The organism is Nonomuraea muscovyensis, from assembly GCF_014207745.1.
Taxonomy (GTDB): Bacteria; Actinomycetota; Actinomycetes; order Streptosporangiales; family Streptosporangiaceae; genus Nonomuraea; species Nonomuraea muscovyensis.
This window is the reverse complement of sequence record NZ_JACHJB010000004.1, coordinates 276,611-298,901: the sequence shown is the minus strand read 5'-3', so window position 1 is coordinate 298,901 and position 22,291 is coordinate 276,611. Positions and strand designations below refer to the sequence as shown.

At 75.2% G+C, this 22,291-nt stretch carries 6 protein-coding genes; 4 read left to right on the top strand and 2 right to left on the bottom strand.

The window, feature by feature from the left end; all coding sequences use genetic code 11:
• Positions 1-4: 4 nt before the first annotated feature.
• From FHU36_RS39235 to FHU36_RS46650, 3 genes are read left to right on the top strand one after another with little or no spacing between them, the layout of a single operon-like run.
• Positions 5-6,388: a type I polyketide synthase gene (locus tag FHU36_RS39235; RefSeq protein WP_185089186.1), complete on the top strand. Its 6,384-nt coding sequence runs from the start codon at positions 5-7 to the stop codon at positions 6,386-6,388.
• An 11-nt stretch (positions 6,389-6,399) separates the two neighbouring features.
• Positions 6,400-12,813 (top strand): type I polyketide synthase, encoded by a 6,414-nt coding sequence (locus FHU36_RS39230; RefSeq protein WP_185089185.1) that lies wholly within the window; start codon positions 6,400-6,402, stop codon positions 12,811-12,813.
• A 21-nt stretch (positions 12,814-12,834) separates the two neighbouring features.
• Positions 12,835-18,303, top strand: a complete 5,469-nt coding sequence (locus FHU36_RS46650) for a type I polyketide synthase (RefSeq protein ID WP_185089184.1) — start codon at positions 12,835-12,837, stop codon at positions 18,301-18,303.
• Positions 18,304-18,341: 38 nt separating this feature from the next.
• Here FHU36_RS46650 and FHU36_RS39220 read toward each other — a convergent pair whose 3' ends face one another.
• On the bottom strand, positions 18,342-19,412 hold the full coding sequence (locus FHU36_RS39220; protein WP_185089183.1) for a LacI family DNA-binding transcriptional regulator: 1,071 nt from the start codon (positions 19,410-19,412) through the stop codon (positions 18,342-18,344).
• 69 nt (positions 19,413-19,481) lie between these two features.
• Entirely contained in the window at positions 19,482-20,474 is a 993-nt protein-coding gene (locus tag FHU36_RS39215) for a hydroxyacid dehydrogenase (protein WP_185089182.1), read from the bottom strand.
• A gap of 227 nt (positions 20,475-20,701) precedes the next feature.
• Between FHU36_RS39215 and FHU36_RS39210 the strand changes: the two genes are divergently transcribed.
• Complete coding sequence (locus tag FHU36_RS39210; RefSeq protein WP_185089181.1) at positions 20,702-22,282, top strand: glycoside hydrolase family 43 protein; 1,581 nt, start codon at positions 20,702-20,704, stop codon at positions 22,280-22,282.
• The last annotated feature ends 9 nt before the right edge of the window (positions 22,283-22,291 follow it).

Below are 22,291 nucleotides of genomic sequence, written 5' to 3'. Positions count from 1 at the left end.
GTCCGTGGAAAACGAGGCCAAACTCCTGGAATACCTCCGCCGGGCGACCGCCGACCTGCGGGAGGCCCGCGGGCGGCTGAAGAAGTTCGGCGAGCCCATCGCGGTCATCGGCATGAGCTGCCGGTTCCCCGGCGGCGCCGACACACCCGAACGGCTGTGGCGGCTGCTGGAGTCCGGCGGTGACGCCGTCACCGGGTTCCCGGCCGACCGGGGCTGGGACGTGGACGGGCTCTACGACCCCGACCCGGACACCCCCGGCAAGAGCTACACGCGCGAGGGCGGCTTCCTGCACGACGCCGCCTGGTTCGACGCCGCCTTCTTCGGCATCAGCCCGCGCGAGGCCGTCGCCATGGACCCGCAGCAGCGGCTCCTGCTCGAAACCTCGTGGGAGGCGTTCGAGGACGCCGGGATCGACCCGGCACGCGCCAAGGGCAGCGACACCGGCGTGTACGCGGGCGTCATCTACCACGACTACGGCACCCGCGGCTCCGGCCGGGAGGACGTGGCGGGCTACCTCAGCAACGGCAGCGACGGCGCGGTCGCCACCGGGCGGGTCTCCTACGTGATGGGGCTCGAAGGCCCGGCGATCACCGTCGACACGGCCTGCTCGTCCTCCCTCGTGGCCCTCCACCTGGGCGTCCAGGCGCTGCGCCGGGGAGAGTGCTCGCTGGCCCTGGCCGGCGGGGCGACCGTGATGTCCACGCCCGCCACGTTCGTCGAGTTCAGCAGGCAGCGCGGGCTGTCGCCGGACGGCCGGTGCAAGGCGTTCTCCGCCGACGCGGACGGCACCGGCTGGGCCGAGGGCGCGGGCATGCTGCTGCTGGAACGGCTGTCCGACGCCCGGCGCAACGGCCACCGCGTCCTGGCCGTCATCCGCGGCAGCGCCGCCAACCAGGACGGCGCCAGCAGCGGGCTCACCGCCCCCAACGGCCCCGCCCAGCAGAAGGTCATCCGGCAGGCGTTGGCCGACGCGGGTCTCTCGCCCGCCGACGTCGACGCCGTCGAGGCGCACGGCACGGGCACCGTGCTCGGCGACCCCATCGAGGCGCAGGCCCTGCTCGCGGTGTACGGCAACGCCCGGGCGGACCGCGGGCCGCTGCGCCTGGGCTCGATCAAGTCGAACCTGGGGCACACGCAGGCCGCCGCGGGCGTGGCCGGCGTCATGAAGATGATCCTCGCCATGCGGCACGGCGTCCTGCCGAGGACGCTGCACGTGACGGAGCCCACGCCGAAGGTCGACTGGTCCTCCGGCGGCGTCGTCCTGGCCACGGCCGACGAGCCCTGGCCGGGCACGCCCGAGCGGCCCCGCCGGGCGGGCGTGTCGGCCTTCGGCGTCAGCGGCACGAACGCCCACCTCATCCTGGAGGAGCCGCCCGCGCCGGAGCCGGCGACCGGTGAGGAGCCGCCCGCACCCGGCCGACCGTCCGCGGGCCGGATCGCGGGTCAGGGTGCCGTCCCGGCCGTGGGTCAGGACGCCGGGGGGGCCGCCGGCCAGGACACGACGACAGAGCCGGTCGTGGTGCCGGTCGTGGTGCCCTGGCCGCTGTCGGGCCGGACACCTGGCGCGCTGACGGCCCAGGCCGCCAAACTCCTCGATCACCTCGGGTCAGCGCCCGGCCTCGCCCCCGAGGAGGTCGCGCGGGCACTGGCCGGCGGCAGGACGGCGTTCGAGCAGCGGGCCGTCGTGGTCGGGCGCGACCGGGCCGACCTGCTGACCGGCCTGCGGGCCGTGGCCGAGGCCGCGCCGGCGCCGGGCGTGGTGTCCGGCGCGGCGGAGCTCGATCCCCGCGTGGCCTTCGTCTTCCCCGGCCAGACGTCCGTGGTGCCCGGCGCGCTGGCGGAGCTGCTGGACACCGCCCCCGCCTTCGCGGCCAGGATCGAGGAGTGCGAGGCCGCGCTCGCGCCGTACGTCGGCTGGAAGCTCACCGACCTGCTGCGCGGCGACCCCGGCGCCCCCGTGCCGGACCGGATGGACGTCGTCCAGCCCGCCTCCTGGGCGATCATGCTGGCGCTGACCGAGCTGTGGCGCGCGTACGGCGTCGAACCCGACGCGGTCGTCGGGCACTCGCAGGGCGAGATCGCGGCGGCCTGCGTGGCGGGCGCGCTGACCCTGGAGGACGGCGCGAAGGTGGTGGCCCTGCGCAGCCGGATCATCACGCGCGACCTGTCCGGCTCCGGCGGCATGATGGCGGTGAGCCTGCCCGCCGCGGAGGCCGAGCGACGGCTGGAGCCCTGGGCGGGCCGGCTGTGGGTCGGCGCGGTGAACGCCCCCGGCGCGGTGGTCGTCACGGGCGAGCCCGGCGCGCTCGACGAGCTGCAGCGGCGGCTCAGGTCCGACGACGTCCGCACCCACCGCATCAGCCCGCTGGACTACGCCTCCCACTGCCCCCACGTCGAACCACTCCGCGAACCCCTCCTGGACGCGCTGGCGGGACTGGCGCCGCGCGAGCCGCGGGTGTCGTTCTGCTCCGCCGTGACCGGCGAGCCGCTCGGCGCCCGCAGGCTCGACGCCTCGTACTGGTACACCAACCTCCGCTCGCCGGTGCTGTTCGGCGAGGCCGTCGCGGCCCTGCCGGGGCACGGGCTGTTCGTCGAGGTGACCGCCCATCCGGTGCTGACCTCCGCCGTGCAGGAGGTCGCGGAGAGCGCCACCGTGATCGGCACGCTGCGCCGCGACGAGGCGACCCTCGCCCGGTTCGCGCTGTCGGCCGCCGAGGCGCAGGTGCGGGGCGCTGCCGTGGACTGGGGCCCGCTGCTCGGGGACGGCCCGGCGGCGGCCCTGCCCACGTACGCCTTCCAGCGCGAGCACTACTGGCTGGAGGGTGACGAGCGGCCCAACCTGGAGTCCGCCGGCCTCGCGGCGGCCGAGCACCCGCTGCTGGGCGCCGCCGTGCCGGTGGCCGGCACCGACGAGGTGCTCTTCACCGGCCGCCTGTCGCAGGCGGCGCAGCCGTGGCTGGCCGACCACGTCGTGTCCGGCAGCCCGCTGCTCCCCGGCAGCGCGTTCGTGGAACTCGCCCTGCACGCCGGCGGCCAGGTGGGGCACGGCTGCCTGGAGGAGCTGACGTTGCAGGCGCCGCTGACGCTGCCGGCGGGCTCGGCCGTGCGCCTGCAGGTGGCGGTCGGCGCGCCGGACGAGTCGGGCACCCGTCCGGTGGCCGTCCACTCGCGCCAGGACGACGTCTCGCCCTGGACCTGCCACGCCACGGGCGCGCTGACCCGCGAGGACGGGCCCGCCGCGGTCGAGCTCACCGCCTGGCCGCCGCCCGGCGCGTCGCCGGTGGACCTCGACGGCCTCTACGACCGGCTGGCCGACCAGGGCCTGGAGTACGGGCCGCGGTTCCGCGGGCTCACCGCCGCGTGGCTGCTGGACGGCGAGGCGTACGCCGAGGTCGTCCTGCCCGGCGACGCCGGCGCGAGCGGCTTCGGCCTGCATCCCGCGCTGCTCGACGCGGCCCTGCACGCCGAGGCCGTGCTGGACTCCGGCCCCCCGGGGCTGCCGTTCGCCTGGTCGGGCGTGCGCGTCCATGCCCGTGAGGCGACCCGGTTGCGGGTACGGCTGGCCAAATCCGCCTCGGGCGAGCTGACCCTGGGGCTGGCCGACGCGGCGGGGCGGCCGGTGGCGTCCGTGGCCTCACTCGCTTCCCGCCCCATGGACACGGCGAACCTGGACCACCTGTACCGGGTGGACTGGACGCCGTCGCCGTACCGGAACCCGCGCACCCGCCGCTGCACGGTGACCGGCGCCGGCGCCCCGGCCGAAGCCCTGGCCGCGGCGCTGGCCGGGGCGGGCGTCGAGGTGAACGGCGGCGCGCCCGAGGTGGAGTTCCTCGTGCTGCCCACCGGCCGGAGCGCGGAGGAGTCCGCGCAGGCGGCGCTCGACGCGGTGCGGACCGGGCTGGCCGGAGACGGCGAGCACCTGCTCGTCGTCGTCACCGCCGGTGCGGCGGCCACGGACGTCCGCGACCCGGCGGCGGGCGCCGCCCACGGGCTGGTGCGGGCCGCGCAGGCCGAGCATCCCGGCCGGTTCGCGCTGCTCGACCTCGATCCCGGAGGGGGAGAGCTGCCGGCCCTGGCCGTGCTGGCCGCCCTGGAGGAGGAGACGGAGGCGGCGGTGCGCGGCGGCGAGGTGCTGCTGCCCCGGCTGGCCCGGGCGGCGACCGGGCGGGCACTGGTGCCGCCCCCCGGCCTCTGGCGGCTCGACGCCGTGAACCCGGGCACCCTGGACGGCCTGCGGCTGGTGCCCGAGCCCGCCGCCGGTCGGGTGCTGGAGGCGGGGGAGGTGCGGGTCGAGATCCGCGCGGCGGGGCTGAACTTCCGCGACCTCGTCGTCGCCCTCGGCATGGTGCCCGAGCGGGGCACGCCCATGGGCGGCGAGGCGGCGGGCGTGGTGACCGAGGTGGGCCCGGGCGTGACCGGCCTCGCGCCGGGTGATCGGGTCATGGGCCTGATGGACGGCGCCTTCGGGCCGGTCGCGGTCACGGACCACCGCCTGCTGGCGCCGATCCCCGACGGCTGGTCCTTCACCGACGCCGCCTCGGTCGCGGGTGTCTTCGCCACGGCCTACTACGGCCTGGTGGACCTGGCCGGGCTGCGCGCGGGGGAGAAGGTGCTGATCCACGCGGCCGCGGGTGGGGTGGGGATGGCGGCGGTGCAGATCGCGCGTCATCTGGGCGCGGAGGTGTTCGGGACGGCGAGCCCCGGCAAGTGGGAGGCGACGGGTCTGGACGAGGAGCATCTGGCCTCCTCCCGCACGCTGGACTTCGAGGAGAAGTTCCCGCCCGTGGACGTGGTGCTCAACTCGCTGGCGGGCGAGTTCACCGACGCCTCGCTGCGGCTGCTGAAGCCCGGCGGCCGGTTCATCGAGATGGGCAAGACCGACATCCGCACCGGACCCGGCTACACCGCCTTCGACCTCATCGCCGTGGACCCCGAGCGCATCCGGGCCATCCTGGCCGAGGTGCTGGAGCTGTTCGCGGGTGGCGCGTTGCGGCGGTTGCCGGTGCGGGCGTGGGATGTGCGGCGGGCGCCGGAGGCGTTCCGGGTGATGCAGCGGGCCGGGCATGTGGGCAAGCTCGTGTTGACGATGCCGCCGCGGCTGGGTCCTGGGGGGACGGTTCTGGTCACGGGTGGGACGGGCACGCTGGGCGGGTTGGTGGCTCGTCATCTGGTGGTGGCGTACGGGGTGCGGCGGTTGCTGCTGGTGAGCCGTGGTGGTGCGGCGGGTGCCGGGGTGGCGGAGCTGCGTGCGGAGTTGGCGGGGTTGGGCGCGGTGGTGGAGGTCGCGGCGTGTGACGTGGCTGATCGGGAGGCGCTGGCGGGTGTGCTGGCGGGTCGTTCGGTGAGTGCGGTGGTGCACTGTGCGGGGTTGCTGGATGACGGTGTGGTGGAGGGGTTGACGCCGGAGCGGTTGGGGGCGGTGCTGCGGGCCAAGGCCGTGGCGGCGTGGAACCTGCACGAGCTGGTGGGTGATGTGGACGCCTTCGTCCTCTACTCCTCCGCGGCGTCGCTGGTCGCTCCCGCGGGCCAGGCCGCCTACACGGCCGCGAACGCCGCCCTCGACGCCCTCGCCGCGCACCGCCGATCCCAGGGGCTGCCCGCCCAGTCACTCGCCTGGGGACTGTGGGAGGAGCGCAGCGGCATGACCGGGCACCTGGACGACGGCGACCTCGACCGGATCCGGAGCTCCGGCCTCGGCACCCTCCCCACCGCCAAGGCGCTCGCCCTGTTCGACGCCGCCTGCACCCTCGACGAACCCCTCCTGCTGGCGGCCCCCCTCGACCTGGCCGCCTTCCGGTCCGCGCCCGGACCGGTCCCCGGACTCCTGCGCGGCCTGGTCAAGCCCCGGACGGAGCCGGCCGCGCAGCCGCGGAACCCGGCCGCAGCCGGCCCCGGCGGGCTCGACGGGCTCGACGAGGCCGACCTGACCCGCCTGGTCTGCGCGCAGGCCGCCGGGGTGCTCGGCCACGCGGACGCCGACGCCGTACCACCCGACCGGGCGTTCAAGGAGCTGGGCTTCGACTCGCTCACCGGCGTGGACCTGCGCAACCGGCTCAACGCGGCGACCGGGCTGCGGCTGCCGTCCACCCTCGTCTTCGACTACCCGACCCCCCGGCTGCTCGCGGCACTCCTGCGCGACGAACTCGCCCCGGCCGAGCACGACCCGGCGGGCGTCGTGCTCGACGAGGTGGACCGGCTGGAGGAGGCACTGGCCACGGTGCCGGACGGCGACGCGGAGCGGGTCACCGCGCGGCTGCGAGCGCTGCTGCGCCGATGGACCGACTCCCACGCGACCGACTCACCGGACGACGACCTGGCGGAGTTCGACCCGGACACCGACGAGGAGCTGTTCGGAATCCTCGACAACGAGCTCGGCACCCAACGATGAGGCGGGACACCATGGCGAATGACGACAAGCTCCGCGAGTACCTCAAGCGGGCGACCGCCGACCTGCAGAAGGCGAACCGGCGGTTGCGCGAGTGGGAGGCCAGGGAACACGAGCCGATCGCCATCGTGTCCATGAGCTGCCGGCTTCCCGGCGGCGTGCGCACCCCCGAGGAGCTGTGGCGGCTCGTCGACGCCGGTGAGGAGGCGGTGTCGTCGTTCCCCGCCGACCGCGGCTGGGACCTGGAGCGGCTGTTCGACCCCGACCCGGAGGCCAGCGGCGCCGCGTACGTCACCAAGGGCGGGTTCCTGGAGGACGCCGGCGACTTCGACGCGGGCTTCTTCGGGATGAGCCCGCGCGAGGCGCTCGCCTCCGATCCGCAGCAGCGGCTGCTGCTGGAGACGTCCTGGGAACTGCTCGAACGCGCCGGCATCCGGCCGAACGCGCTGCGCGGCACCCGCACGGGCGTCTTCGTCGGCGCGGCGTACAGCGGGTACGGCGTCGGCGCCGCCCCGGCCGGGGTGGAGGGACACCTGCTCACCGGGGCTTCCACGGCCGTCATGTCGGGCCGGATCTCGTACGTGCTGGGCCTGGAAGGGCCCGCCGTCACCGTGGACACGGCCTGCTCGTCGTCGCTGGTGGCGCTGCACCTGGCCTGCGAGTCGCTGCGCAAGGGCGAATGCTCGATGGCCCTCGCCGGAGGCGCCACGATCATCAGCATCCCCGAGATCTTCGTGGAGTTCAGCAGGCAGCGGGGCCTGGCCCCCGACGGGCACTGCAAGGCGTTCGCGGACGCGGCGGACGGCACGGTGTTCTCCGAGGGCGTGGGGCTGGTGCTGCTGGAGCGGTTGTCGGAGGCGCGGCGGCGTGGCCATCGGGTGCTGGCCGTGGTGCGTGGTTCGGCGGTCAACCAGGACGGGGCGAGCAACGGGCTGACGGCGCCGAGCGGCCCGTCGCAGCAGCGGGTGATCCGGGCGGCGCTGGCCGCGGCGCGCCTGTCGCCGGACGAGGTGGACGCCGTCGAGGCGCACGGCACCGGGACGATGCTGGGGGACCCGATCGAGGCGCAGGCGTTGCTGGCCACGTACGGGCAGCAGCGGGAGGTGCCGCTGTGGCTGGGGTCGGTCAAGTCCAACATCGGTCACGCGCAGGCGGCCGCCGGGGTGGCGGGCGTGATCAAGACGGTGCTGGCGCTGGGGCAGGGGAGGTTGCCCGCCTCGTTGCACGTGGACGCGCCGACGTCACACGTGGACTGGTCGGCGGGCCGGGTGAGCCTGCTGACGCGGGCGGTGGACTGGCCGGAGGCGGGTCGTCCGCGCCGGGCCGGGGTGTCGTCGTTCGGCATCAGCGGGACGAACGCGCACGTGATCCTGGAGCAGGCGCCCGAGGAGGAGCCCGCGCAGGCCGTCGGGCAGTCGCCCGAGGAGGAGCCCGCGCAGGCCGTCGGGCAGTCGCCCGAGGAGGAGCCCGCGCAGGCCGTCGGGCAGTCGCCCGAGGAGGAGCCCGCGCAGGCCGTCGGGCAGTCGCCCGAGGACGTCGCCGGTGTGGCGCTTCCGGTGCCGGTCGTGGTGTCGGGGCGTGGTGAGGGTGGGGTGTCGGCGTGGGCCGCGCGGTTGGGTGCGGATCTGGCGGGGCGGTCGGGTGTGTCGGTGGCGGATGTGGGTCATTCGCTGGTGGTGTCGCGGGCGGGTTTGGAGCGGCGTGCGGTGGTGGTGGCCGCTGATCGGCAGGAGTTGGTGGCGGGTCTGTCGGGTCCGTTGTCGGCTGAGTTGGTGGTGGAGGGGAAGACGGCGTGGTTGTTTCCGGGTCAGGGCAGTCAGCGGTTGGGGATGGGGCGGGAGTTGGCGGGGGCGTTTCCGGTGTTCGCGGGGGCGTTGGAGGAGGTGCTGGGCGGGTTCGGTGAGTTGGGTGAGCGGGTGCGGGGGGTGATGTGGTCGGAGCCGGAGCGGGTGGATCAGACGTTGTTCGCGCAGTGTGGTCTGTTCGCGGTGGAGGTGGCGATGGCTCGGTTGTTGGAGTCGTGGGGGTTGCGGCCGGATGTGGTGGCGGGGCATTCGATTGGTGAGTTGGCTGCGGCGTTCGTGGCGGGGGTGTGGTCGTTGTCGGATGCGTGTGCGTTGGTGGCGGCTCGTGGCCGGTTGATGCAGGGGTTGCCGTCGGGTGGGGCGATGGTGGCGGTGGCGGCTGGGTTGGAGCAGGTGGGTGATGTGTTGGGGGATGGGGTGGAGGTGGCTGCGGTGAATGGGCCGGCTTCGGTGGTGTTGTCGGGTGTGGAGTCGGGGGTGGTGGCGGCGGTTGAGCGGTTGGTGGGGCGTGGGGTGCGGTGTCGGCGGTTGCCGGTGAGTCATGGGTTTCATTCGGCGTTGATGGAGCCGATGTTGGGGGAGTTTCGGGTGGTGGCGGAGGGGTTGTCGTATCGGCGGGCGCGGGTGGCGGTGGTGTCGAATCTGACGGGTGGGCCGGCGGGTGATCGGTTGTTGGATCCGGAGTATTGGGTGGCGCATGTGCGGGGGACGGTGCGTTTCGCGGATGGGGTGGGGTTTTTGGCGGAGTCGGGTGTGGTGACGTGTTTGGAGGTGGGTCCGGGGCGGGTGTTGTCTGGTTTGGGTTCGCAGGTTGTTGGGGATCGGGTGGGGTTTGTTGCGTTGTCGGGTGGGGGGGAGTCGCAGGTTCGGGCGTTGGTGTCGGGGGTGGGTCGTGCGTATGCGCGTGGGGTGGGGGTGGATTGGGGGGCGTTTTATGGGCCGTTGCGGCCGCGTAGGGTTGATCTGCCGACCTACCCGTTCCAGCGGCAGCGCTACTGGCTGACGCCGGAGAACGTGAGCGACGCGGCGGGACTCGGCCTGGTGGCGGCCGGGCATCCGCTGGCCGGGGCGATCGTGCCGCTGGCCGAGCGTGACGAGCTGGTGATGACGGGGCAGGTGTCGCTGGCCGCGCAGCCGTGGCTGGCCGACCACACCATCATGGACACGCCGTTGTTGCCGGGCACCGCTCTGGTCGAGCTGGCGTTGCACGCCGGCGCGCACGTCGGCTGCCCGGTGGTGGAGGAGCTGACCCTGCACGCGCCGCTGGTGCTCACTCGTGAGGGTGCCGCGCTGCACGTGACGGTCGCCGCCCCCGGCGACGACGGCACCCGCCCGGTCACGATCCACTCCCACACGCTCAGCGGGGGCTGGACCCGGCACGCCGACGGCCTCCTCACCCCGGCACGCGCCGACGACACGCGTGACAACGTGCTCGCGTCGTGGCCGCCGCCCGGGGCGACGCCGCTGGACGTCACCGGCTTCTACGAACGGCTCGCCGAGCAGGGCGTCTCCTACGGGCCCGTCTTCCGCGGCCTGACCGCCGCCTGGGCCGACGACCAGCACGTCTACGCCGAGGTCACCCTGCCCGACACCGTCCGGGACGGACCCGGCTACGGCCTGCACCCCGCGCTCTTCGACGCCGCCCTGCACGGCATCGACCTGACCGACCCCGGCGACGACACCGTCCGGCTGCCGTTCACCTGGACCGGCGTCACCCTGCACGCCACGGGCGCGAGCGCGCTGCGCGTCCGGCTGACGCCCGGCCCGTCGGCCGTGGCCCTGGAGGCGGCGGACGACCTGGGCAACCCCGTGGCGTCGATCGACGGTCTGGTGCTGCGCGAGGTCACCGCCGACCGGCTCACCCAGCCCCTCGACCGGCTCCTCCACCAGCTCACCTGGACACCCGTCACCCCCGCCCAGGAGTCCGGCGCCCACCGATGGATCGACCCGGCCGGCCCGATCCCGGCCGACGTGGCCGCCGGCGAGCTGCTCCTGGCGGAGCCGGCCACCCCGCTCGACGCCCTCACCACGGAGGAGTCGGTGCGCGCGGCACTGCGGCAGGCGCTCGCCCTGCTCCAGGCGTGGCTGGCCGAGGACCGGCCGCAGGGGGCCAGGCTCGCGTTCGTGACCGGGGACGCCGTCGACGGTCACGACGTGGCGGCCGCGGCCGTATGGGGGCTCGTCCGGTCGGCCCAGGCCGAACATCCCGGCCTGGTGGCGCTCGCGGACCTGGACGCCGCGCCCGCCTCGCGCGACCTGCTCCCCGCCGCGCTGGCGACGGGGGAGGACCAGCTCCGGATACGTGACGGCAAGGCGCAGGCAGCCCGCCTCGCCCGCGCCGGCGGCTTCCTCACTCCGCCCGCCGGACGCGCGGACGACGCCGGGGCGGGCGGCGAACCGGGTCGCCGGCCGGCCGCCTGGCGGATCGACAGCGAGGACAAGGGCAGCCTCGACAAGCTGACCGCCGTGCCCGCGCCCGAGGCCGCCGCCCCCCTCGGGGACGGCGAGGTCCGGATCGCGGTCCGCGCCGCCGGCGTGAACTTCCGCGACGTGCTCAACGCGCTCGGCATGTACCCGGGCGAGAGCGGGCCGATGGGCCTGGAGGGCGCCGGCGTGGTCGTCGAGACCGGGCCCGGCGTCACCGGACTGACCCCGGGCGACCGGGTGCTGGGCATGTTCGACGGCGGCGCCTTCGGCCCGCTCGCGGTCACGGACCACCGCCAGGTGGCCCCACTGCCCGAAGGCTGGACGTTCGCGGAGGGCGCGGCCGTCCCGGTGGCGTTCCTGACCGCGTACTACGGCCTGGTGGACCTGGCCGGGCTGCGCGCGGGGGAGAGGGTGCTGATCCACGCGGCCGCGGGTGGGGTGGGGATGGCGGCGGTGCAGATCGCGCGTCATCTGGGCGCGGAGGTGTTCGGGACGGCGAGTCCCGGCAAGTGGGAGGCGACGGGTCTGGACGAGGAGCATCTGGCCTCCTCCCGCACGCTGGACTTCGAGGAGAAGTTCCCGCCCGTGGACGTGGTGCTCAACTCGCTGGCGGGCGAGTTCACCGACGCCTCGCTGCGGCTGCTGAAGCCCGGCGGCCGGTTCATCGAGATGGGCAAGACCGACATCCGCACCGGACCCGGCTACACCGCCTTCGACCTCGGAGACGCCGGAGCGGCCCGGATCGGCGAGATGCTGCGGCACCTCCTCACCCTCTTCGGCGACGGACACCTGCACGCCCACCCGCGCGCCTGCTGGGACGTCAGGCAGGCCAAGGACGCCTTCCGGCACATGCAGCAGGCCCGGCACATCGGCAAGGTCGTCCTCACCGTCCCCGCCCCGCTCGACCCCGACGGCACCGTGCTCGTCACCGGCGGCACCGGCGGGCTCGGCGCGCTGGCCGCCAGGCACCTGGTGACCGCGCACGGCCTGCGCCGCCTGCTGCTCACCAGCCGCTCCGGACCGGACGCGCCCGGCGCCGCCGCACTGCGCGACGAGCTCACCGGCCTGGGCGCGACCGTGGAGATCGCCGCCTGCGACGCCGCCGACCGCGGCGCCCTGGCCAAGCTCCTCACCGGCCGCTCCCTCACCGCCGTCGTCCACTGCGCCGGAGTGCTCGACGACGGCGCCATCACGTCGCTCACCCCCGAGCGGCTCGACCGCGTCCTGCGTCCCAAAGCGGACGCCGTCCTCCACCTGCACGAGCTCACCCGCCACCACGACCTGCGGGCCTTCGTCCTGTTCTCCTCCATGGCCGGTACGGCCGGCAGCACCGGCCAGGGCAACTACGCCGCGGCCAACGCCTTCCTCGACGCGTTCGCCCGCGCCCGCCGGGCCCGGGGACTGCCCGCGCTCTCCCTGGCGTGGGGTCCGTGGGCGGCCGGCATGCTCGACGGCCTCGGCCAGGCCGAGCTGGCCCGCCTGGCCCGGGAGGGCGTCGTACCGCTGACCGCGGCCGACGGGCTCGCCCTCCTCGACGCCGCGCTGTCCCGTCCCGAACCGGTCCTGCTGCCCGCCCGGTTCGACGTCAAGGCCCTCGCCGCCCGGGGCGAGAGCCTGCCGCCGCTGCTGCGCGGCCTGCTCCCGGCCCGGCGGGACCGCAGGGCCGCGGCTCCGCGGCGCGAGCAGGCCGACCTCGCGGCCCGGCTGGCCGCACTGGGCGAGGACGAACGCCGCGACCACGTCCTCGGCCTGGTGCTGGGACAGGTGGCGGACGTGCTCGGGCACGGCTCGGCCGAGTCGGTGGACAGGGAACAGGCCTTCGACGACCTCGGGTTCGACTCCCTGACCGCCGTCGAGCTGCGCAACCGGCTGAGCGCCGCCGCGGGCCGGCCGCTGCCCTCCACGCTCGTGTTCGACCACGCCACCCCCGTCGCGCTGGCCGACTTCCTGCTCGGCGAGCTGGCTCCGGCCGACGCCCCCGCCGGGGAACGGGTGCTGCGTGAGCTGGACCGGGTCGCCGCGCTGCTGGCCGGGCTCGACGCCGACGAGGAGACCCGGTCCATCGTCGCTGCCAGGTTGAGCGGCCTCCTCACCCGATGGCGCGGGGAGGGACCCGGCGGCGGCACCGGCGGCACCGGCGGCATCGAGACCGCCAGCGCCGACGAACTGCTCGCGCTGATCGACAAAGGGCTCTGAACTCCCGGAAGGTGAGACGACGTGGCGGATGAGCAGAAGCTCCTCGACTACCTGCGGCGGGTGACCGCCGACCTGCAAGAAGCCAGGCAGCGGCTGCGCGCCGTCGAGCAGGAGAACCGCGAGCCCATCGCGATCGTGGCGATGGGCTGCCGGTTCCCCGGCGGTGTCCGTGACCCCGAGAGCCTGTGGCGGCTGGTGGCGGAGGGCAGGCACGCCATCGGCGCCTTTCCCGAGGACCGCGGCTGGGACCTCGACGCCCTCTACGACCCGGACGGCCGCACTCCCGGCACCAGCTACACCAGGGAGGGCGGGTTCGTGCACGAGGCGGCCGAGTTCGACGCGGCCTTCTTCGGCATCTCGCCGCGCGAGGCGCTGGCCGCCGACCCGCAGCAGCGGATGCTGCTGGAGGTCGCGCACGAGACGTTCGAACGAGCCGGGCTGGACGTGCCCGCGCTGAAGGGCAGCCAGGTCGGCGTGTTCGTCGGCGCCTTCGACAGCGGGTACGGCGCCGCCTCGCCCACCGAGGTCGAAGGGCATCTGCTCACCGGCAACGCCACCTCGGTGGTCTCCGGCAGGATCGCCTACGTGTTCGGGCTGAAGGGGCCGGCGATCACGATCGACACCGCCTGCTCCTCCTCCCTGGTGGCGCTGCACCTGGCCTGCGAGTCGCTGCGCCGGGGCGAGAGCACGATGGCGCTGGCCGGAGGCGTCACCGTGATGGCCACGCCGGACGTGTTCGTCGAGTTCAGCCGCCAGCGCGGGCTCGCAGCCGACGGGCTGTGCAAGGCGTTCTCCGACGACGCCGACGGCACCGGCTGGGGCGAGGGCGCCGGCCTGGTCCTGCTCGAACGGCTCTCCGACGCCCGGCGCCACGGCCACCCCGTCCTGGCGCTGGTCAGCGGCTCGGCCGTCAACCAGGACGGCGCCAGCAACGGCCTGTCCGCGCCCAGCGGCACGTCACAGCAGCGGGTCATCCGCCGGGCGCTGACCAACGCCGGCCTGACCCCCGCCGACGTGGACGTCGTCGAGGCGCACGGCACCGGCACCACGCTCGGCGACCCCATCGAGGCCCACGCGCTGCTGGCCACCTACGGCCAGGACCGGCCCGAGGACCGCCCGCTCTGGCTCGGATCGATCAAGTCCAACATCGGCCACACCCAGGCCGCCGCCGGCATCGCCGGCGTCATCAAGACCGTGGCCGCCCTCCGGTCCGCGGTGCTGCCGCCGACGCTGCACGTCGCCGCGCCGTCCTCGCACGTGGACTGGTCTGCCGGACAGGTCAGGCTGCTCACCGAGGCCAGGCCGTGGCCGGAGGCCGGGCGGCCGCGGCGGGGCGGCGTGTCGTCCTTCGGCGTCAGCGGCACCAACGCGCACATCATCATCGAACAGGCCCCCCAGGACGAGCCCGCGCCGGCCGCGCCGGCGGACGGGCACGCCGTGGCCTGGACCGTCTCGGCGAAGACCGAGCGGGGCCTGCGCGACCAGGCCGCCCGCCTCGCCGCCCACCTCGACGGCCACCCCGGCCCCGCCCCGGCGGACGTCGCCAGGACCCTGGCCGCCAGGACCCCCTACCGCCACCGGGCGGTGCTGGTCGGCACCGACGGGGCGGACCTCCTCGCCGGCCTGCGCGCCCTCGCCGAGGGCGGCGAGGCCGGGGTACGCGGCGTGGCCGACACGCGCGGCAGGACCGTGCTCGTCTTCCCCGGGCAGGGCTCCCAGTGGACGGGCATGGCGACGGAGCTGCTCGCCCGCTCGCCCGCCTTCGCCGACCGGCTGGCCGCCTGCTCGCGGGCGCTGGAACCGTACGTGGACTGGACCGTCGCCGGCGTGCTGGCCGACGAGAAGGCGCTGCGCCGGGTCGACGTGGTGCAGCCCGCGCTGTGGGCCGTGATGGTGGCCCTCGCCGAGCTGTGGGCGTCGTACGGGGTCCGGCCCGACGCGGTCGTCGGCCACTCGCAGGGGGAGATCGCCGCCGCCACCGTGGCCGGCGCGCTGTCCCTGGAGGACGGCGCCCGGGTCGCCGCCCTGCGCAGCCGCGCCATCGGAGAGGTGCTGGCCGGCCGCGGCGGCATGGTGTCGGTCGCCCTGCCGGCCGAGCAACTGCTGCCCAGGCTCGGCGAGCTCTCGCTCGCCGCCGTCAACGGGGCCCGCTCGACCGTCGTGTCCGGACCTCCGGACGCCCTGGACCGGCTCGTCGCCGACCTGACCGCCGAAGGCGTGCGGGCCAGGCACGTGCCCGTGGACTATGCCTCGCACTCGGCGCAGGTGGAGGAGCTGCGCGAGCGGCTGCTCAGCGACCTGGCGCCCATCAGGCCGCGGGCCGCCGACGTGCCGATGATCTCGACGGTGACCGGGGAACGGTGCGACGGGTCGGGGCTCGACGCCGCGTACTGGCACGCGAACCTCCGGCAGACCGTGCGCTTCCACGACGCCGTCGCGGCGCTGCTCGACCAGGGTTACGGGGTCTTCGTGGAGAGCAGCCCCCACCCGGTGCTCACCACGAGCATGCAGGAGACCCTGCACGAGCTGGGCCGCGAGGCCGTGGTCACCGGCACGCTGCGGCGCGGCGAAGGCGGCCCGGCCCGCGCGCTGGCGTCCCTGGCCGAGCTGCACGTCCAGGGCGTGCCGGTCGTCTGGCCCGCCGAGGGCCGCCTGGTGGACCTGCCGACCTACCCCTTCGAGCGGTCCCGCTACTGGCTGGCCCCGGCGGCCAAGGCCCGGCCGGACGGATCGGCGGAGGCGGAGCTCTGGGAGGCGGTCGAGCGGGGCGACCCCGCGCTGGCCGCCGAGATGGGGCCCGAGGTCGCCGGGAAGGTGCTGCCCGCGCTGGCCTCCTGGCGGCGGCGCCGGCGAGAGGAGGCGACCGCGGACTCCTGGCGCTACCGGGTGGCCTGGCGGCTGCTCCGCGACCGCCCGGACCCCTCGCTCACCGGCCGCTGGCTCCTCGTCACCCCGGAGAGCGGGACGGCCGGGTCCGGGGATCGCGACTCCTTGGAGTCCGGAGGGGCCGGGTTCGGGGAACGGGTCGCCGGCCGCATGCGGCGGCTCGGCGCGCATGTGACGATCGTCCCCGCGGGAGCCGGCCGGGAGCCGCTCGCCGCCGCCCTGCGCGAGGTCGTGGCCGACGGCCCGCCGGTGGGCGTGCTGTCCCTGGTCGCGCTGGACGACCGCCCGCACCCCGAGCACCCGGTGCTCTCCCTCGGCACGGCCGGCACCGTCGCCCTGGCGCAGGCCCTCGGCGACGCCGGCGTCACCGCCCCGCTGTGGGCGGTCACCGGCGGCGCCGTCGCCACGCAACGGCCCGGCGAGGTCGCCGCGCCGCACCAGGCCGCCGTCTGGGGCCTGGGCACCGTGCTGTCCCTCGACCACCCCGCCACCTGGGGCGGCCTGGCGGATCTGCCCGCCGCGCCCGCGGACCGCGACGTGGACGCGCTGCTCGGCGCGCTGACGGGCGACGAGGACCAGATCGCGGTCAGGGACGGCAAGGCGTACGGCAGGCGCATGGTGCGCGCGGCGAGCACAGGAGCCAGCGCAGGAGCCGGCGCAGGAGCCGGCGCAGGAGCCGGCGCAGGAGTCGGCACGGGAGCCGGAGCGGGATGGCGGCCCCACGGCACCGTCCTGGTCACCGGCGGCACCGGCGGGGTCGGCGCGCACGTGGCCCGCTGGCTCGCCGAGGGCGGCGCGGAGCACCTCGTCCTCCTCGGCCGGCGTGGCCGCGCCGCTCCGGGCGTCGCCGAGCTGGAGGCCGAGCTGGTGGCCCTCGGGGCGAAGGTCACGGTCACCGCCTGCGACGTGGCCGACCGCGACGCGCTGTCCGCAGCGCTCGACGGGCTGTCCCCGACGGCGGTGTTCCACGCGGCCGGCGTCGTGCACGACGGCCTGACGCTCGACGAGATCACGGTCGGGGAGTTCGCCGACGTGGCCCGCGCCAAGGTGGCCGGTGCGCTGCACCTGGACGCCCTGCTCGGCGACGCGGCGGAGCGGTTCGTGCTGTTCTCCTCCGGCTCGGCGGTCTGGGGGCAGGCCGGGCAGGCGGCGTACGCGGCGGCCAACGCCGTGCTCGACGCGCTGGCCGACGCCCGCCGCGCCGCGGGCCGTCACGCGCTGTCGATCGCCTGGGGCGCCTGGGACGGCGGCGGCATGGTGGACGGCGAGGTGGGCGACTGGCTGCGCCGGCTCGGCCTGCGCGCCATGGACCCCAGGCGGGCCACGACCGTCCTCGGCCGCGCGCTGCACGACGACGAGACGCACCTGGTGGTGACCGACGTCGACTGGGTGAGGTTCGCCCCCGCCTACACCCTGGCCCGGCCGCGCCCGCTGCTGCGCGGCCTCCCCGAGGTCGACGAGGTCCTCGCCGGTGCCGCGGCCGAGGAGCCCGCCGAGGACCCCGGCCTGGCGGCGCTGCCGGAGGAGGAACGGCTGGCCGCGCTGCGCGACCTGATCAGGACGCACGTGGCCCGGGTCCTCGGCCACGCCGGACCCGACGCCGTGGCCGCCGACCAGAACTTCCTGGAGGCCGGCTTCGACTCGCTCACCTCCGTGGAGCTCCGCAACGCCCTCACCAAGGCGCTCGGCCTGCGCCTGCCCACCGCCGTGATCTTCGACCATCCGAGCCCCACGGCACTCGCCGCCCACCTGTCGGCCAAGCTGGCCCCCACGGGCGAGCAGCCCGACGGCGGCCTGAGCGCGCTCCTGCGCCGGGCGATGCGGACCGGTCGCGTGCACGAGGGGCTGGCGCTGCTGGAGGCGGCGGCCGCGCTGCGCGACTCGTTCGACGCGCCCGGCGAGCTGCCGGCGCTGCCTCCCGCGCTCAAGCTGGCCGAGGGGCCGGGCGACCTGGCCCTGTTCTGCATGAGCACCCCCATGGCGCTGGGTGGCGCCGCCCAGTTCGCCCGGCTCGCCGCGGCCTTCCGCGGCGTCCGGGACGTGTACGCGCTGCCGGTGCACGGCTTCGTCGAGGACGAGGGACTGCCCGCGACCGTCGAGGCGGCCGTGGCGACCTGGGCCGAGATCGTGGCCGCGGCACTCGAACCCGGCCGGCGGTACGCGCTGCTCGGCTACTGCGCCGGCGGCAACTTCGCCCACCGGGTCGCCGGGCTCCTGGAGCAGCGCGGCCTCCCGCCCGCGGGGGTGATCCTGCTCGACACGTTCCTCCCGGACGACGCCGTCATCGACGACCTGGGGGCGCAGATGATGCAGGGCATGTTCGACAGGGAGAACAGGTTCGGCCCGTTCTCGGACGCCCGGCTGTCCGCGATGGGCAGGTACTACCGGCTGTTCCGCCAGTCGACGCTGGGTCCGCTGGAGGCGCCCATCCTGTTCGTGGTGCCGGACACGCCGCTGTCACAGCCCGCTCCCGAGGGCTGGCGCTCGTCCTGGCCGGCCGCCCAGGTCACCCAGGAGGTCAAGGGCGACCACTTCACCATGCTGGAGGACACGGCACCGCTCATGACGGAGGCCATCGAGGAGTGGCTGCCCACACTCGACTGACCCACCGCCCGCCCGAGTGACGCACCGGGACGGGGGCCTCAGCGACGAGCGCGGGGCGGGGGCTTGACGGAGTCGCGGACGACGATGTGGGTGCCGAGGGTGACGTGCTGCGGCTGGTCGGGATGGAGCGCCAGGCGCACCGCCGTCCGGCCCAGCTCCTCGCTGGGGACCCGTACGGTGGTCAGCGCCGGCACGAGGTCGGCGGCCAGCGGGATGTCGTCGTAGCCGGCCACCGACACCTCGCCCGGCACGCTGATCCCGGCCTCGCGCAGCGCGGCCAGCACGCCGACGGCCACCATGTCGGTGCCGGCGAAGATCGCGGTGAAGTCGACGCCGGCGGCCAGCAGCCGCCTGGCGCCCGCGTGGCCGGCGGCGCGGGTGAAGTCGGCCGGGATGACGAGGCCGGGGTCGCAGGTGACGCCGTAGTCCTCGTGGGCCCGGGTGTAGCCGCGCACGCGGTCGAGCTTGGTGGGGTTGAGGCCGCCGGGCCCGTTGGCGCCGAGGTAGACGATCCGGCGGTGGCCCTGGGACAGCAGGTGGCTGGTCATGGCGTAGGCGCCGACCTCGTTGTCGTACTCCACGACGGTGGTCGGCACGTCGGCGCCGAGCGGCGGCCGGCCGCACAGGACCAGCCGCGAGCCGGCCTTGTCGAGGGCGTGCGCGAAGTGGGTCATGCGCTCGCGGTAGGCGTCGTCGGCCGAGCCGCCGCCGACCAGGATGACCGCGTCGGCCCGCTGCTCGCGCATGGCCTCCACCACCGCCAGCTCGCGGGAGGGGTCGCCGTGGGTGGTGCAGACCATGCACAGCCGGCCCTCGACGGTCGCCTGCTGCTCCACGCCCTTGGCGACGTGGGCGAAGGACGGGCCGGTGACGTCGTCGATGACGAACGCCACCATCTTGGTGCCGGCTCCCGACAGGGCCCGCGCGTGGACGTTCAGCACGTAGTCGAGGTCGCGCATCGCGCGCACCACGCGGGCGCGGGTCGCCTGGGCCACCGGGTAGTCGCCCTTGATCACCCGGGACACCGTGGAGGCGGACACACCGGCCCTGGCCGCGACGTCCCGGATGGTCGCGCGGTCGCTCTCCTCGGCGGTCAGTTTTCGCGACAAGGCGCACCTTTCCCTAGCTCGGTGGCAGTCTATGGCGATCGTCACGGGGGCGGCCGCCCAATCCGGCTGTCAGGCCGCCCGCTCCAGGTCGTCGTGCGTCACCCGGTGCGCCAGCGGCGTCCCGGCGATCAGCCGGTCCAGCTCGTCCAGCACGGAGGCGCCCATCCGGGCCAGCTCGTTGCCGTGGGAGCCGGCGACGTGCGGGGTGAGGAACGCGTTCGGCAGGTCGAACAGCGGCGAGCCGGGCGGCAGCGGCTCGGGGTCGGTGACGTCGAGGATCGCCGACAGCCGCCCCGACGCCAGCTCGCCGGCCAGCGCCTCGGTGTCGACCAACGACCCCCTGGCGGTGTTGACGAGCACCGCGCCGTCGGGCATCAGTGCGAGACGGTCACGGTCGAGCAGGTGATGGGTCTCCTCGGTGCCCGGCGCGTGCAGGGTGACGATGTCGGACGTGCTCAGCAGCTCCTCCAGGCCGACCTGCCGCACCCCCTCCACCCGCGTGTACGGGTCGTACAGGCACACGTCGAAGTCGTACGGCGCGAGCAGGGCGAGCACCCGGCGGCCGATCCGGGAAGCGCCGACGACGCCGACCCGGCGGCCGAAGTTGCCGACCGAGGGCTGGATCGCCGCGAGCACGAAGGACCGCTCGCTGCGGTAGCGCTCGCGCAGCGCGAACACGCCCTTGCCCGCCAGCAGGATGGCGCCGACCGTGTACTCGGCGACCGGGACCGCGTTGGCGTCGGCGGCGGAGGAGACGAGCATGCCCCGTTCCCAGCAGGCCGGGGTGACCATGCCCTTCACCGACCCGGCCGTGTGCAGCACGGCGCGCAGCGCGGGCGCGGCGGCCAGCACGGCCCCGTCGAGCGGCGGGCAGCCCCAGCCGGTGATCAGGACCTCCACGCCGGGCAGCACCCCGGCCAGCCGCGGGTCGTCGAAGCGCTCGGCGACCAGCGTCACGTCGAGGTCGGCCAGCGCCGAAAGCCGCCGCAGCAGAGGCGGGGGAAAGAGCATCGCGAGGTGTTCCGCGCGCATGGCGAGCAGCGCCTTCGGGCGTGGGGGCACGAGTGAGGTCCTCCGTCCAGGCAACATATAGAAACCGATGTCTACGGTAGGAGGGGAGGGGGGTCCGGTCAACAGGAAGCGGCCGTCGGTGGATCTGGGCTGGTGGTGGAATTCTTGAGGTAACGCATTTGTAACGCGGCCTTGAGATGTGCGGCCTCCGCCCGTAGCGTTCGCAGCTACCGGTTTCTATTGCCGGAAGGCGACCTGAGACGGAGCGCTGCTCACGAATGATCCGTAACCCCGTCCTCCCCGGATTCCACCCCGACCCGTCGATCCTGCGCGTCGGCGCGGACTACTACCTGGCCACCTCCACGTTCGAGTGGTATCCCGGCGTCCGCCTGCACCACTCGCGCGACCTGGTGCACTGGCGGCCCCTCGGCGGGGTGCTGGACGAGCGGCGCCTGCTCGACCTGTCCGGCGTGCCCGACTCCGGTGGGGTCTGGGCGCCCGACCTCACCTACCACGACGGCCTGTTCCACCTGGTGTACGGCGTGATGGACAACTACGCCCACGGGGTCAAGGACATCACCAACCACCTGGTCACCGCCCCCACCGTCGAGGGCCCCTGGTCGGACCCCGTCCGGCTGCCCGGCCGCGGCTTCGACGCCTCGCTGTTCCACACCGCCGAGGGGAGCTGGCTGCTGAACATGGTCTTCGACTCCCGGCCGGGCAAGGGCTTCGCGGGGATCGAGATCCGGCCGCTCACGGGCGGCGAGCCGCGCGCCCTCCTCGCCGACCGCGGGCTCACCGAAGGACCCCACCTCTACCGCGTCGGCGACCGGCACTACCTCGTGGTCGCCGAGGGTGGCACCGGCTACGAGCACGGCATCACCGTGCTGCGCTCGCGCGACCTGTTCGGCCCGTACGAGGCGGATCCGGCCGGCCCGATGCTGACCAGCAGGCACGACCCGTCGCTGGCCCTGCAGAAGGCCGGGCACGGCTGCCTGGTGGAGACGCAGGCGGGGGAGTGGTACGTCGCCCACCTCGCGGCCCGCCCCTACACCCCCCGCGGGCGGTGCGTGCTCGGCCGGGAGACCGCCCTCCAGCGGGTGGAGTGGGTGGACGGCTGGCCCCGGGTCGCGGGCGGGGTGCCCGCGGTGGAGGTGCCCGCCCCGGCGCTGCCGCCGCACCCCTGGCCGGCCGCCGCCGCGGGGTGGGACCCGCCCGACCAGCCACCCGGCGCGCCCCCGCGCGGTGCGTCCGCCGTGGGCCCGGCCCGTCGCGGCCCGTCCGGCGCGCGCCCGGTCCGTCACCCCGACTGGAGCACGTTGCGCCGCCCGGCCTCGTCCGACTGGCTGGGCGTGTCCGGCGACCGGCTGACCGTCGCCGGCGGCCAGTCGCCGCACGGCCGGCGCGCCCCCAGCCTGTTCGCCCGCCGCGTCACCGCGTCCCGCTGCTCGCTGGAGGCGCGGGTGACGTTCGAGCCGGGCGGCGTCCACCAGTCGGCGGGCCTGGTGGCCTACTACAACGCGCTCAACTGGCACTACCTCGCCCTGACCACCGACGGCCTGGTGCTCACCACGAGCGACCGGGGCGTCCGCACCGTCCACCTCACCGAGCCGTGCCCCTCCCGGACGGTGCTGGCGGTGACCTTCGACGGGCCGGTCGTCCGCTTTTCCCGCGACGGCCGTGACCTGCCCGCCGAGCTGGACGCCACGATCCTGTCCGACGAGTACGCCGACGAGATCGTCGACGGCCGGTTGCGCACCTTCGGGTTCACCGGGGCGTTCGCCGGGCTCTGGGTGCAGGACCTCGCGGGCGAGGGCTGCTCGGCCGTCTTCGACCGCACGCGCTACCGGGAGGACTGACCGGAATGC

Excerpts from the sequence above, each read along its gene's own strand:
- FHU36_RS39210 (WP_185089181.1), top strand. The coding sequence starts at position 20,702 with ATGATCCGTAACCCCGTCCTCCCCGGATTCCACCCCGACCCGTCGATC.
- FHU36_RS39230 (WP_185089185.1), top strand. The coding sequence starts at position 6,400 with ATGGCGAATGACGACAAGCTCCGCGAGTACCTCAAGCGGGCGACCGCC.